Source organism: Streptomyces sp. NPDC038200 (assembly GCF_055600785.1).
Map to the genome: position 1 here is coordinate 73,732 of NZ_JBVJYH010000008.1, position 14,029 is coordinate 87,760.

The window sequence follows — 14,029 nt, forward strand, 5'->3', positions numbered from 1 at the left end:
TCCATGGGTGGGGGGAGTTGCTCCGGTCACCGCGCCTCCAGGGTGAGGACGCGGTCTTCTCCGGCGACGAGGGCGAGCTGCCGGGCGCCGGAGGAAGTCCGCAGTTCGATGCGGTGGGTGCGGTCGGGCCGCACGACGGCACGGGCGCCGTCCGGGTCCCAGGTGAGGTCGATCTCGGCGCCGAACCGGGTGCGCACCCCGCGCAGTGCGCCGCGCGGGCAGGTGTCCGGGACGGCGGGCAGCAGGACGAGCCGGTCCGGGGTGGACTGCACGAGCATCTCGATCAGCACGCCGGGCAGGGTGTGGGCCGCGTCCGCGTTGTAGACGTCGCGGCCTGGGTAGTGGGCGCTCATCAGGGAGTCGTGGAAGAAGTCGCCGGCCAGCACCCCGCCGAGGGCGTGGGCGGCCCGGCCGGCGTCCCCGAGCCGGGCGGCGATCAGGGCGCGGTGCAGATGGCCGTGGGCGGAGTCGTTCTCGGCGCCGCGCAGGGCGAGGGCGCGGTGGGCGGCGGCGGCCAGGCGCGGGGTGTCGTACGGGGTGATCTCCTCCAGCGGCCAGACGCCGTACAGGTGGCTGAGGTGGCGGTGGTCGTAGGTGTCGTCGAGTCCGGGCCAGGCCCATTCGGCGAGGGCGCCGTCGGCGTTGACCCGGTGCGGGGGCAGCCGGTCCGCCAGTGCCCGCCACTTCTCGGCGTGCTCGGGGTGGTAGCGGGCGGCGGTGCGCAGGGTGTGCCGGGCGGCGGAGAGGTCCATGGCCGCGTTGAGCGCGCCCCGGCTGCCGCCCCGCGGGCGGTTCTCGGGCGAGTAGGAGGGCACGACGACCAGTCGGCCGGCGGCGTCGGTGCGGGTGAGGAAGTCCTCGTAGAAGACGGCCGCCTCGGCGAGGGCGGCGGCGGTGCGCGGGTCCCGCTCGCCGCGGATCTCGTCGTGGTCGACCAGCGGTTTGAGCAGCCAGTCCGCTCCCGCGGTCCACAGGTGCAGCGGGTACTCGCGGCTGAAGTGGTACGTCAGCCCGGACTCGCCGTCGGTGTGCGAGGGCGCGACCGCCCCCCGGGTGCCGAAGATCGCGCGGGCGTTGGCCCGCCAGTCCGGCAGTTGCCGGGCCACGAAACCGGCCAGTGCCTCGGTGACCTCGGGCAGGGCGGCGGCGGGCGCGGTGGCGGTCTGCAGGTTGAGGTTGGCGTTCGTGGTGAACGCCCCGGACCAGGCCGTGTCCCAGTCGCCGGTCCACAGCCCGGTGAGCCGGGGCGGGTGGAGGCCGCCGCTGGAGAGCAGGTGGTAGCGGCCGGCGGCGAAGAGCCGCTCCAGCAGGGCGGGGCTGTGCGGGCGTGCCAGCAGCCGTGAGCCGGGCAGGGCGCGCTCGGCCGGGTCGGCGCCGAGATCGAGGGTGACCCGGAGATAGGCGGTGCGGTGCCGGTCCAGATGGCGGGCGAGGAGGCTGTCGTAGGGCCGCTCGGTACCGGCGAGCAGCCCCTGGAGCAGCCGGGCCTCGGCGAGCACGTCCGCCTCGCCGGGATGCCGGCGCACCCGGGTGAGCAGCAGCGCCGAACGGGCGCCGGTGACGCGGACGCCCGGCGGGACGAGTTCCGTGCGGCCGCCGGAGACGGCGACGAGGGTGACCCCGGTGTAGGCGCGGTCGCTGCCGGGGTAGCGGGCGCGCAGGGTCAGCAGGGCGCCCTCGGGGGTGAGCAGCGAGCCGTGGCCGACCCGCAGGCCGGCCGGGGCGCCGGGCAGCCGGTGGTCCAGGGACACGGCGAGGTCGCCCGCGGTGACCTCGTGCACGATCACGTCGTCCGCACGGGAGACGAAGACCCGGCTGCCGGCGCCGGCGCGGACCGCCGTGGCCTCGCCGCTGGTGAAGTCGACGGCGCGGCACAGGTCCCGGCCGCCGCCGTCCGGTCGGCGTACCCGGATCTCGAAGGCGGGGTGGAAGGGCTGCACCCACTGCAGCGGGCGGCCGTCCGTGAAGCCCTCGGCGGCGGTGAGGTCCCCGGCGAGCAACCGGTCCTGGACGGCGGGGAGTCCGGCGGCCAGCCGGGGCGGCCGGGCGTGCTCGCCCCCGTTCGGCCGGACCAGGGCGTGATGGGTCACGACGACCCGCTCATCGTTCGGATCACCGAACACAAGGGCGCCGTGGTGGCCGTTCCCGGTCAGGTAGGCGTCCTCCCAGCGCGCCGCCGGGGCCGGCTCCCAGGTGCCGTGGACCGGTGCCCCGCTCGTCACCGCAGCACCGCCACGCCGTAGCGGCCGAGGGTGACCGAGCCGGTGACGGCGACACCGCCGAGCAGGTCACGGCGGGTCCCCGGGACCGGCACGGTGACCGGCTCCCGCCCGTGGTTCAGCAGGAACAGCAGCTCGCCCCGGCGCACCGCCTCCACGCCCGCCGGGAGCCCCTCCAGCACCGGCCGCACGCCCGCCCCGGCGGCGATACCGGCCAGCAGCGAGCGCAGCGCCGCCGGCTCGGGCAGCGTGGAGACGTACCAGGCGCGGCCCCGGTGGAGCACGGCGGGCAGCCCGTCCAGCTCGCCGCCCCGGTACGGGACGGTCTCGGCGGCTCCCGGCACCGGCTCGATCTCCTCCGACCACAGCGTCCCGCGGAAGCCGTCGCAGTCCACGGTCTCCCCCGCCTCCAGGGGCCACCACTCGTGCAGGGTCCGGATGCCGAACAGCTCGCGCAGCCGGGCGTCCATGCCGCCGGCCCGGACCCGGTCGTCCTGGTCGGCGACGCCGGTGAGGAAGCCGCAGACCAGGGTGCCGCCGCCGCGGACGTAGGCGAGGAGGTTGTCGACGGCGGCGTCGGTGAGCAGGTACAGCTGGGGGGCGACGACGAGCCGGTAGCCGGACAGGTCGTGTTCCGGGTGGGCGAAGTCGGTGGTGAGGTGGGCCTCCCACAGGGCCCGGTGCCAGGCGGTGAGCACCTCCGGCAGGTCCACCCGCGTCGACAGCCGCCCTTCGTGGGCCCCGGCCCACCAGGAGTGCCAGTCGTGCAGGATCGCGATGCCGGCCGGAACCGGGCTGTCGGTCAGCTGCCCGTCGAGCCGGGCGAGGTCCGCCCCGAGCCGCCTGATCTCCTGATGGGTACGCCCCTCCTCCCCCGCGTGGCCGACCATCCCGGAGTGGAACTTCTCGGCGCCCTGCCGGGACTGGCGCCACTGGAAGTAGCAGACGGCGTCGGCGCCGCGGGCGACGGCCTGGAAGGACCACAGGCGGTTGAGGCCGCGCGGTTTGGGATGGTTCACGCCACGCCAGTTGACCGGTCCGGCCGCCTGCTCCATCAGCATCCACGGCCCGCGCGCCTGCGACCGGGTCAGGTCCTGCACCAGCGCGCCGTGCTGTGCGCCCAGCGGGTCGCGCGGGTCGGGGTAGAGGTCGACGGAGACGACGTCCTCCTCACCGGCCCAGCGCCAGGCGTCCTGCCCGATCCACAGCGGCATGAAGTTGGTGGTCACGGGGAGGTGCGGGGTGTGCCGGCGGACGATGTCCCGCTCGGCGGTGAAGCACTCCAGGAGCATGTCGGAGGTGAACCGCCGGAAGTCCAGCACCTGGCCGGGGTTCTTCAGGTAGTGGGCGTGACGCGGGGGCAGGACACCGTCCCAGGTGTCGTAGCCCTGGCTCCAGAAGGCGGTGCCCCAGGCGGAGTTGAGGGCGTCCAGGGTGCCGTACTTCTCGCGCAGCCAGCGGCGGAACGCGGCGGCGGCCTCGTCGCCGTGGTCGAAGGTGCAGTACTCGTTGTTGATGTGCCACATGGTGAGGGCCGGGTGGCCCCCGTAGCGGGCGGCCAGGTCCTCGGTGATGGCGGCGGCGTACCGGCGGTAGGTGGCGCTGGAGTGCGAGAAGTGCTGCCGGCCGCCCCACCACTCGGTCCGGCCGTCGGCGTCCCGGGGCAGGGTGTCCGGGTGCAGGCGGCCCATCCAGGGCGGCGGGGAGGAGGTGGGGGTGGCGAGGACGACCCCGACGCCGCCCTCGTGCAGCAGGTCCATCAGCCGGTCCAGCCAGCCGAACTCCCTTGCTCCCGGCTCGGGTTCGAGCTTCGACCAGGAGAAGACGCCGAGGGTGACGGAGTTGACCCGGGCCTCCTTCATCAGCCGGACGTCGTCCTGCCAGATCTCCTCCGGCCACTGTTCCGGGTTGTAGTCGCCGCCGAAGAGGACGCGGCCCCGGGTGGCGTCGGCGAGGACGGGTCTGCGGGTGGGCATGGGATACCTCGGATGGGGTGTCGTGGGTCGGTGGTCGATGCGGGTGCCGGGCCGCGGCGGCGGGAAGCACCCGAAGGGGCACGGGGAACGGTGCGACGAGCCACGCCGGAACCGGGGGAACCGCGCGACGAGCCACGACGGGCCGGCGGTGGCCGGCGAACCCGCGCCGCCCCCGATCAGCGGGCGCCGGCTACCCCTTCACCGCGCCCGTCAGCATCCCCTTGCGGAAGTGTTTCTGGACGAACGGCGAGAGCACGGCCACCGGCAGCAGTGCCATCACCATCACCGCCATCTGGACCGCCAGCGGCGACAGTTGCCCGGTGTTGATCTGCGCCGACAGTCCCACCGGCCGTTCCTGCTTCTGCACCAGCTGGATCATCACGTTCTGCAGCGGCATCATCTTCTGGTCGGTCAGATAGATCGACGCGTTGAACCAGGCACTCCAGTAACCGACCGCGTAGAACAGGGTGATCACCGCCAGCACGGCCCGGGACAGCGGCAGCACGATCCGCCCGAGGATCCGCCAGTCCCCCGCCCCGTCGATCCGCGCGCTGTCGACGAGTTCCGGCGAGATGCCCATGAAGAAGCCCCGCAGCACAAGGATGTTGAAGACGCTCACCGCGCTGGGCAGGATCAGCGCCAGGTAGGTGTCCGTGAGCCCGAGCGCCTGGACGAGCAGATACGTCGGGATCAGGCCCGCGCCGAAGAACATCGTCGCGAGCAGGGTCATCAGGATCCAGCGGTGGCCCAGCGAGCCCCGGCGCGAGAGACCGTACGCGCACAGGACCGACACGGTCATGCTGAACAGCGTGCCGACGAGGCTCACCCCGACGCTGACCAGCGCGGCCCGCTGCACCTGGCCGCCGCCGAGCAGTTCCTGGTAGGCGACGAAGGTGACGCCCTTGGGGATCACCACGAGCCCGCCGGTCTCGTCGATGACCTTCTTCGGGGAGAGGCTGGTGACGACGACGATCCACAGCGGGAAGAGCACGGCGAGACAGGCGATCCCGAGGACCAGCCCCTTCGCGGCGAGCCCGGCCCTCGCCGGTTCCTCCTCCCACACGGGCCGGGGCGGGGCCGCCCACCGGCTCCGCCGGCCCTGGTCGAGTGCCGCCGGAGCCCCCCGGTCGGTCACGGCGCTCATTTCTCGTACACCCCCTGCTCGCCCATGAGATGGGCCACCTTGTTCGCCACGAGGACGAGGGTCAGTCCGACGACGCCCTTGATCAGGCCGGCCGCCGCCGCGTAGCTGAAGTCCTGATTGCGGATGCCGTTCCACCACACATAGGTGTCGAGCACCTCGGAGGCGTCCGGGCCGACCGCCTGCCGCTGGAGCAGGAACTGCTCGAAGCCGACGGTGAGGGCGTCGCCGACCCGCAGCACGAGCAGCAGGGCGATCACCGGCCGCAGCGCGGGCAGCGTGATGTGCCACATGCGCCGCAGGCGCCCGGCACCGTCCATCGCGGCGGCCTCGTACAGGTCCGGGGAGACGGCGGCGAGCGCGGCGAGGAAGACGATGACGCCCCAGCCGGCGTCCTTCCAGACCATCTGCGCGGTGACCAGGTACTTGAAGACGGACGGGTCGGTCATGACGTCGAAGCCGGAGTGTCCGTGCGCGCGCAGGGTCTGCGCGAGCACGCCGGCGCCACCGAAGATCTGCTGGAAGACGGTGACGACCAGCACCCAGGAGAAGAAGTGCGGCAGGTACATGATCGCCTGGGCGACCGCGCGCACCCGGGGCCGGATCACGCTGTTGACGAGCAGGGCGAGCGCGATCGGGACCGGGAAGAACAGCACCAGCTGGAGGAAGAACAGGACGAACGTGTTCTGGACGGCGTGCCAGAACTCCGCGTCCTCGAAGACCCGTTCGAACTGGTCGAGGCCGACCCAGGGGCTCTGGAAGACGGCGGTGAAGCCGTTGTCGCTGAGGTAGGGGTCGTAGTCCTGGAAGGCGACGACGTTGCCGAGGATCGGGACGTAGGTGAAGACCAGGAGCAGCAGGAGGACCGGCAGGGTCATCAGGATCAGGGTGCGGTCGCGCCGGAACCTGATGCGGAGGCCGAGCCTGCCGACGCGCTCCCGGTGCCCGGTGGCGCCGCCGGACACGGGCGTGGTCCTCCTGCCCCGGGTCGCCCCGGCCCTGCCGCGGGACACGGTGCCGGTCACTTCGCCGAGCCGGTGGAGTCGAGCAGCTTGCGGTACCAGTCGCGCAGGTCGTCGCCGCCCTGCTTCTTCCACTCGGAGACCGCCTGCTGGACGTCGCCGACCTTCTTGCGGCCGCGTACGACGTCGTCCTCCAGTTGCTCGAAGTCGTCGGCGAGGTTGGCCCAGCGGCTGGGTTCGGTGATCGTGAGGCCGTAGAAGGAGGACTTCTTGGTGAAGGCGCCCATGCGCTGCTGCCACTCGACCATGCCCCGGGTCACGTCGGGGAAGTCGGGGTGGGCGACGTACGCGGCGGGCTTGCCGGTGTAGTCGAAGGCGCCGAGGACCTCGTTGACGCCCCTGGCGGTCTTGGTGGGGACGCCCTTGTCCAGGGTGAAGTCGGTGCCCTGGACGCCGTACTCGGCGAGCAGCCGCTCCTTCGTGCCGAAGGGGGCGGCGCAGAATTCGGCGATCGCGAGGAAGTCCTTGATCTTCCGCTCGGACGCCGCCTTGCTGACGAAGGTGAAGATGTTGGCCGGCTGGACGGCCCACAGCAGCGGGTCGCCGCCGTCGTGGGTGAAGACGTCCATCGCGGCCATCTCGAAGTCGGGGTTCTGGGTGCGCTGTTCGGAGGTCTTGCCGAACCAGTCGGACAGGTCCTGGTTGTAGACGAGGAGCTTGCCGGCGGTGAACCGGGCGTTCGCCGGGTTGGCGGTCTTGCCGGCCTTGTCGTCGGGGTGGACCACGCCCGCGGCGAACAGCTTGCGGGCCCACTCCAGGGCTTCGAGGTACTCCTCGGTCTCCACCCGGTTGACCAGCTTGCCGTCCTGGAGGTTCCACCACAGCGCCTTGTCGCTGCCGCCCAGGACACCGAAGGCGTTGAAGGCGGTCCACTTCATGTCGGCGCAGGCCCACACCCCGCCCCTGGCGTCGGTGGCCTCCTTCGCCCAGGCGAGGAACTCGTCGGTGGACCTGGGGAGTTGCCAGCCCTTCCGGTCGAAGACGTCCTTGCGGTAGAAGGGCGCGATGTTGGTGACGTAGGAGCCGGGCAGCGGGATCGCGCGCAGCTGTCCGCCGAAGAGGGAGCGCTGCCAGGCGTCGGTGGGGACGGCGGCCAGGTTGGGGTAGTCCTTGACCTTGTCGCCGGACAGGTAGGGGCCGAGGTCGGCGAACTTGGCGTTGACGGCGCTGGGGATCTTGCCCATCAGGTTCCAGCCGGGGACGACCACGACGTCCGGGATGTCGCTGGAGGCGAGGACCGCGCCGAGTTTCTCGTCGTAGGTGTTGCCGTCCTGGTTCCGCCAGCTGGTCTCGACGCCGATGGCCTTGTTCATCGCCTGGTAGTAGGGGTTGTCGTCGTCCGGCGGGGTGCCCCACAGCGGGGCCATGATCGTGAGCTTGCCGCCGCTGCCGAGCCGCTTCGGCACGGAGGTCTTCAGCCGGTCCGGGGCGACGGAAGTGGTGAAGCCGGCCGCGGAGCCGTTCTTCGCGGGGATGTCCGGTGCGACGACGCTCGACGCCACGTACGCGGGGAGGATCTTCCGTGCCGCCTTGCCGGAGGTGGTGCCCTCCTTGCGGCCCTCCTGCCCGCCTCCGCAGGCGGTGAGCAGCGGCAGCCCGCCGGCCACCGCCGCGGCGGCGACCGCGGTGGAGGCGAGGAAGCTTCTCCGGCCGGGGAGGCTCCTCCGGCTGGAGGCGGAGGAGGCGGCGTTCGGCGTCATTGCGTCAACCCTTCATGGCGCACCAGGACACCCGGCGGGGGCCGTCGGCTGCGGTGTCTTCAGTGGATCCGGCTGAGCGGAAGCGCGTCTGCGATGCACGTCAGTCGAAGCGCTTCGATGTTGCTGCGAGGTTAAGTGAACACCTGGGGGCACACAAGGGTCACTCCCAAGATTCCTCGGATGCCCCCAAGCCGACCTGTAGGTCCGCCAAGCCTTGCGCTGTTGCCGAGAAATCGCGCCTGTTTCCGCCGAGTACCTTGACACCTCGGCTGCGGCCGAATGAGCATCGAAGCGCTTCGAATGCGTCCTGTCGCTCCACGCGCAAGGGGAACCGCTCGTGACCGTTGACCCGCCGTCCACGCCGCCTTTCCGCGATCCGCACCTGCCGTTCGCGAAGCGCATCGACGACCTGCTGGCGCGGCTCACCCTGGACGAGAAGATCTCCTTCCTGCACCAGTTCACGCCGGCCGTCGAGCGCCTCGGCATCGCCGCCTGGCGGACCGGCCAGGAGGCGCTGCACGGTGTCGCCTGGATGGGCCCGGCGACGGTGTTCCCGCAGGCGGTCGGCCTCGGGGCGACCTGGAACCCGGAGCTGGTCCGGCGGATCGGCGAGGCGGTCTCCAAGGAGGCCCGGGCGATGCGCGCCCGCGACGACCGGGTCGGCCTCAACGTGTGGGCCCCGACGGTCAACCTGCTGCGCCACCCCCTGTGGGGCCGCAACGAGGAGGGCTACGCGGAGGACCCGAGGCTGACGTCGGCCATCGCCACCGCGTACACGCGGGGCCTGCGCGGCGACCACCCCCGCTACTGGCGTACCGCGCCCGTGCTCAAGCACTGGCTCGCACACAACCACGAGACGGACCGGGCCACTTCGTCGGCCTCCGTGCGCCCACGGGTGCTGCACGAGTACGACCTGCGCGCCTTCCGGGACACGGTCGAGGCGGGCGCGGTGGCCGGGGTGATGCCCGCCTACAACCTGGTCAACGGCCGCCCCAACCACCTCTCCCCGTACCTGCGCGAGCAGCTGCGCACCTGGACCGACGAGGAGCTGCTGGTCTGCTCGGACGCGGGCGCGCCGTCCAACCTGGTGGACGCCGAGCACTACTTCGACACCCACGAGGAGGCCACGGCGGCAGCCCTGCTCGCCGGCGTGGACAGCTTCACCGACCACGGCACGGACGCCTCGCGCATCACGGAGCGGGTCCGGGGGGCCGTACGGCGGGGCCTGGTGACGGAGGCGGACCTCGACACCGCCGTCCGCCGCCAGCTCTCGGTCCGCTTCCGGCTCGGCGAGTTCGACCCGCGCTACGACCCGCACGCGGGCACCGGGGAGTTCGACACCCCGGCGCACCGGGCCCTCGCGCAGGAGGCCGCCGAGCAGGCCGTCGTCCTGCTGAAGAACGACGGCGGTCTGCTGCCGCTCGCCCCGGACACCCGGATCGCGGTCGTCGGCCTGCTCGCCGACGAGTGCAAACTCGACTGGTACAGCGGCAGCCTCCTCCACCGCTCCACCCCCCTGGAGGGCCTGTACGAGCGGTTCGGCGCGCGGCGCGTGGAGTTCGCGGAGGGCGTGGACCGGGTCCGGCTGCGGACGGCGGCCGGCGCGTTCCTGTCCGTGCCGCCCGCGGACCTCCCCGACCGGACGCGCGGCGCCGAGGGCGCCCTGGATCCCGCGCTGCTGTCCGGCCGCACCGACCTGCCGCCGCTGACCGCCGACGCCGTCGGCACCGAGTTCGCGCTGGCCGACTGGGGCGAGGGGGTGCTGACGCTGCGCGCCCCCGACGGCCGCTATGTCTCGGTCGCCGAGGACGGCCGCCTCCGCGCCTCCGCCGACCAGCCCGGCGGCTGGGTCGTGCAGGAGACGTTCCGTCTCGAACCGCACCGCGGCGGTCACCTCCTCAGGCATCTGGGCACGGGTCGCCATGTACGGGTCGCCGCCGACGGCGTGAAGGTTGCCGACGAGGGCGACGTCTTCGAGGTGATCACCGTCGAGCGGGGCGAGGCGGCCGTGGCCCGGGTGGCGGGCGAGGCGGACGTCGTCCTGGTGGTGGCGGGCAACGACCCGCACATCAACGGGCGGGAGACCGAGGACCGTACGACCCTGCTGCTGCCGGAGCACCAGCGGCGGCTGCTGGACGCGGCCCGCGCCGCCAACCCGCGCACCGTGCTGGTGCTGGTGTCGGCGTATCCGTACGCGGTGGACACGGCCCGGATCCCGGCCGCGCTCTGGACGGCGCACGGCGGCCAGGCGGCGGGCACGGCACTGGCCCGTGTCCTGGCCGGCGACGTCTGCCCGGCGGGCCGGCTCCCCCAGACCTGGTACGCCTCCGACGCCGACCTGCCCGACCTGCTCGACTACGACGTGATCGGCAGCCGGCAGACCTATCTCTACTTCGAGGGCACCCCGCTCTTCCCCTTCGGCCACGGTCTGTCGTACGCGTCCTTCGCGTACGCCGACCCGGCGGCCCGCGTGGCGGCCGGCTCGCTGCTCGTGAGCTGCACGGTCACCCACACCGGGGACCGGCCGGCGGACGAGGTGGTCCAGCTGTACGGCCGGGCGGTGGACCCGTCGGTGACCCGCCCGCGCCGCGAGCTGCTGGCCCACCGCCGGCTCACGCTCAGCCCGGGCGAGACGGCCTCCGTCTCCTTCGAAGTCCCGCTCACCGCCCTGGAGTTCTGGGACGTGCGGCAGGCCGGCCCGCGCCTGGAGCAGGGCCCGTACGAACTGCTGCTCGGCGCCTCCAGCGAGGACGTCCGCCTGCGCACGACCGTGCACCTGGACGGCCCGCCCCCGGCGACCCGCCCGGTGCTGGAGCGAGGACTGCCGGCCGCCGACTTCGACGAGCAGTCCGGTGTCGCGCTCGTGGACCGGACGAGGGCCACGGGCGACGCGGTGACCCCGGCCCAGGGCGGGGCGGCCGAACTGGTCTACCTCGCCTGCGACTTCGGCTCGGGCGTCGCCGAGGTGACCGCGCGGCTGGCGGGCGCGGGCACGCTGGAACTCTCCCTGGACGGCGGCCCGGTGCTGGCGGTGCTCACCCTGGACACCCCCACGGCCGGTCCGTACGCCTACACCACCCTGGCCGCCGGGCTCTTCGCCGAGGGCGTCCACGACGTCCGCATAGGACTGCGCGGTCCGCTACGGCTCGCGCACGTCGGCTTCTCCGGTTGAAGGTCCGGAGCGGCCCGGCACCGGGAAGGGGCGCGGCACGGGGAAGGAGCGCGGCACCGGGAAGGCAGCGGTGCCCACACCAGCTCGGAGACCAGCTCGGAGAAGGAGGCGAGTCGCGGCTGCGGGCGGGCGCGGCAGCGGACGGACGAACGGCCGCAGCCCCCGCACAGTGGGCTGCGGCCGTTCGGTTTCCGACCTGTCCGTGGCAGGTCAGAGCGCGAGTCCGGTGAGGACCAGAACGCGCTCGTAGGTGTAGTCCTCCATCGCGAACCGCACGCCTTCGCGGCCCACGCCGGACTGCTTGGCGCCGCCGTACGGCATCTGGTCGGCGCGGTAGGACGGGACGTCGCCGATCACCACACCGCCGACCTCCAGGGCGCGGTGGGCACGGAAGGCGACCTGCAGGTCGTGGGTGAACACGCCCGCCTGAAGACCGTACTTGGAGTCGTTGACCGCGGCGAACGCCTCGGCCTCGCCGTCCACCTTCTGCACGGTGAGGACCGGCCCGAAGACCTCCTCGCAGGCGAGGGTGGCGGTCGCCGGGACGTCGGTGAGGACGGTCGGCGCGTACGAGGCGCCGTCACGGTCGCCGCCCGTGTGGAGCGTGGCGCCGGCCTCGACCGCCTCCTTCACCCACGACTCGACGCGCTGGGCGGCGTCCTCGCTGACCAGCGGGCCGACGTCGGTCTTGGCGTCGGACGGGTCACCGGTGACCTGCGCCTCGACGGCGGCGACGATGCGCGGCAGCAGCCGGTCGTACACGGACGCGTCGGCGATCACCCGCTGCACGGAGATGCAGGACTGGCCGCCCTGGTAGTTGGAGAAGGTCGCGATGCGGGTGGCGGCCCAGTCCAGGTCGGCGTCGGAGGCGTAGTCGCCGAGGACGACCGCGGCCCCGTTGCCGCCCAGCTCCAGCGTGCAGTGCTTGCGCGGCACCGAGTCCATGATCGCGTAGCCGACCTTCTCGGAACCGGTGAAGGAGATGACCGGCAGACGCTCGTCCTGGACCAGGGCGGGCATGCGGTCGTTGGTGACCGGGAGGATCGACCAGGAACCGGCGGGCAGCTCGGTCTCGGCCAGCAGGTCACCGAGGATCAGGCCGGACAGCGGGGTGGCCGGGGCCGGCTTCAGGATGATCGGGGCGCCGGCGGCGATCGCCGGGGCGACCTTGTGCGCACACAGGTTCAGCGGGAAGTTGAACGGCGCGATGCCGAGCACGACCCCCTTCGGGAAGCGGCGGGTGAGCGCCAGGCGGCCCTGGCCGCCGGCGTCGGTGTCGAGCCGCTGGGCCTCACCGCCGTTGAACCGGCGGGCCTCCTCTGCGGCGAACCGGAACACGGAGACCGCGCGGCCGACCTCGCCGCGTGCCCACTTGATCGGCTTGCCGTTCTCGGCGGAGATCAGCTGGGCGATCTCCTCGGTGCGCTCGACCAGCCGCTTGCTGACGTGGTCGAGAGCGGCGGCGCGCACATGGGCCGGGGTGGCGGCGAACTCGTCCCGCACGGCGTACGCGGCGGCCACGGCCTCCTCGACCTGGGCGTCGGTGGGCACGCTGACCTTGCCGACCGTGCGGCCGTCCCACGGGGAGGTCACGTCGAAGGTGTCCTCGCCGGTGACCTGGCGGCCGGCGAGCCAGAAGGCATGGGTGGAAGTCATGTTACGAGTCCCGGCCCTTCCGCGTTGGGGGTGTGCTTCGCTTGCGTGGTCCACGGTAGGGCGGCGGCGGCCGGGGGTCGTTTGTCCGAGTCGTAGCAGTCGGGGTGGGGGCCACTACGGTTTGGCGAGATGGGCCGGCTTCCGGTCGTGGGCGAGGTCGAGCCGGGCGGAGGGCGGGGCGGGCGGAGCGGGGGGTGCGGGCCTGCGTCGGGCGAGGTGGACGCCCGCCAGCACCACGGCCATGCCGGCGATGGTCCGCGTGCCGAGCGGCTCGTGCAGGACGAGCGCGCCGAGGGCCGTGGAGACGACCGGCAGCAGGTAGCCGACGGTGGCGGCGGCCGTCGGGCCTTCCAGGGCGATCAGCCGGTAGTTGAGGTGGAAGGTGACCCCCGTGCAGAGGATCCCGAGTACGGCGACGGCGACGAGCGCCTCCGGGTCGGTCCAGCCGGACGAGGTGCCGCCGGCCGGCAGCGCGAGCGCGCCGAGCCCGGCCGCGGCGGTGAGCTGGGCCGCGGAGACGGCGAGCGGCCCGAAACCGGTACCCGTGCCCGAGTCCCCGCTTCCCCCCGTGGGGCCGCCTCCCTGGGAGTTCCCCGCGCCCTCCTTCCCGGCGGCGGTGAGGAACCTGCCCATGTAGGCGAAGGCCACCGCGTAGGAGAGGGCCGCGCCGAGCAGGGCGAGCGTGCCCCAGCCGAACGATCCGCCGTCGGCGGACGAGGACGGGGCGCTCCACGGCGAGAAGATCAGCAGCACCCCGGCGAAGCCGAGCACGAGGCCGGCGAACCGTACCGGGCGCCGGTCCCGTTCGGTACCGAGCGCGAGGCCGATCAGCAGCGACCACAGCGGGGTCGTCGCGTTCAGCACCCCCGCGAGACCGGTGGACACGGTCCGCACGCCCTGCGCGGCCAGGAAGAACGGCAGCGTGTTGCAGAGCAGCGCGGCCACGGCGATCCGGCGCCACACCGTGGCCCCGCGGGGCAGGCGCTGGCCGGCCAGCCGGGCGAGCACCAGCAGGACGACGGCCCCGAGAACGGCCCGCACCACGGTGATGTGCAGAGGGGACAGGCCGTGCCGCAGCGCCAGCCCGGTCCACAGATACCCCGACCCCCACAGCAGGGCGAGAACGGCCACACGCACCACGGG

General features: G+C 73.1%; 8 protein-coding genes. 1 reads left to right on the forward strand and 7 read right to left on the reverse strand.

Features of this window, described 5'->3' with window-relative positions; translation table 11 throughout:
* Nucleotides 1-26: 26 nt before the first annotated feature.
* From ACZ7KF_RS18610 to ACZ7KF_RS18630, 5 genes are all read right to left on the reverse strand, one after another.
* Nucleotides 27-2,222: a glycosyl hydrolase family 95 catalytic domain-containing protein gene (locus ACZ7KF_RS18610; RefSeq protein WP_471075629.1), complete on the reverse strand. Its 2,196-nt coding sequence runs from the start codon at nucleotides 2,220-2,222 to the stop codon at nucleotides 27-29.
* Nucleotides 2,219-4,195 carry a beta-galactosidase gene (locus ACZ7KF_RS18615; protein WP_471075632.1) on the reverse strand — a complete coding sequence of 659 codons (1,977 nt, stop codon included), beginning with the start codon at nucleotides 4,193-4,195 and terminating at the stop codon, nucleotides 2,219-2,221. The genes ACZ7KF_RS18610 and ACZ7KF_RS18615 overlap by 4 nt, the downstream gene beginning before the upstream one ends.
* Before the next feature lie 190 nt (nucleotides 4,196-4,385).
* Nucleotides 4,386-5,339, reverse strand: a complete 954-nt coding sequence (locus tag ACZ7KF_RS18620) for a carbohydrate ABC transporter permease (RefSeq protein WP_471075635.1) — start codon at nucleotides 5,337-5,339, stop codon at nucleotides 4,386-4,388.
* On the reverse strand, nucleotides 5,336-6,361 hold the full coding sequence (locus ACZ7KF_RS18625) for an ABC transporter permease (RefSeq protein ID WP_471075638.1): 1,026 nt from the start codon (nucleotides 6,359-6,361) through the stop codon (nucleotides 5,336-5,338). Before ACZ7KF_RS18625 ends, ACZ7KF_RS18620 begins: the two co-directional genes overlap by 4 nt.
* Nucleotides 6,358-8,058 (reverse strand): extracellular solute-binding protein, encoded by a 1,701-nt coding sequence (locus tag ACZ7KF_RS18630; RefSeq protein ID WP_471075641.1) that lies wholly within the window; start codon nucleotides 8,056-8,058, stop codon nucleotides 6,358-6,360. Before ACZ7KF_RS18630 ends, ACZ7KF_RS18625 begins: the two co-directional genes overlap by 4 nt.
* Before the next feature lie 337 nt (nucleotides 8,059-8,395).
* Here ACZ7KF_RS18630 and ACZ7KF_RS18635 point away from each other — a divergent pair, with 337 nt between their 5' ends.
* Nucleotides 8,396-11,230: a glycoside hydrolase family 3 C-terminal domain-containing protein gene (locus ACZ7KF_RS18635; protein WP_471075644.1), complete on the forward strand. Its 2,835-nt coding sequence runs from the start codon at nucleotides 8,396-8,398 to the stop codon at nucleotides 11,228-11,230.
* A gap of 210 nt (nucleotides 11,231-11,440) precedes the next feature.
* On the opposite strand, the gene ACZ7KF_RS18640 is transcribed toward ACZ7KF_RS18635, so the two are convergent.
* Both ACZ7KF_RS18640 and ACZ7KF_RS18645 read right to left on the reverse strand, forming a co-directional pair.
* The gene (locus ACZ7KF_RS18640; protein WP_471075647.1) at nucleotides 11,441-12,886 is read right to left on the reverse strand and encodes an aldehyde dehydrogenase family protein; all 1,446 of its coding nucleotides are present in this window, start codon (nucleotides 12,884-12,886) and stop codon (nucleotides 11,441-11,443) included.
* 114 nt (nucleotides 12,887-13,000) lie between these two features.
* Nucleotides 13,001-14,023 carry a DMT family transporter gene (locus ACZ7KF_RS18645; RefSeq protein ID WP_471076314.1) on the reverse strand — a complete coding sequence of 341 codons (1,023 nt, stop codon included), beginning with the start codon at nucleotides 14,021-14,023 and terminating at the stop codon, nucleotides 13,001-13,003.
* Nucleotides 14,024-14,029: the final 6 nt, after the last annotated feature.

What these genes read in the sequence shown, in the direction of transcription:
- ACZ7KF_RS18615 (WP_471075632.1), bottom strand. Translation starts at nt 4,195, where the DNA reads ATGCCCACCCGCAGACCCGTCCTCGCCGACGCCACCCGGGGCCGCGTC.
- ACZ7KF_RS18620 (WP_471075635.1), bottom strand. Translation starts at nt 5,339, where the DNA reads ATGAGCGCCGTGACCGACCGGGGGGCTCCGGCGGCACTCGACCAGGGC.
- ACZ7KF_RS18630 (WP_471075641.1), bottom strand. Translation starts at nt 8,058, where the DNA reads ATGACGCCGAACGCCGCCTCCTCCGCCTCCAGCCGGAGGAGCCTCCCC.
- ACZ7KF_RS18640 (WP_471075647.1), bottom strand. Translation starts at nt 12,886, where the DNA reads ATGACTTCCACCCATGCCTTCTGGCTCGCCGGCCGCCAGGTCACCGGC.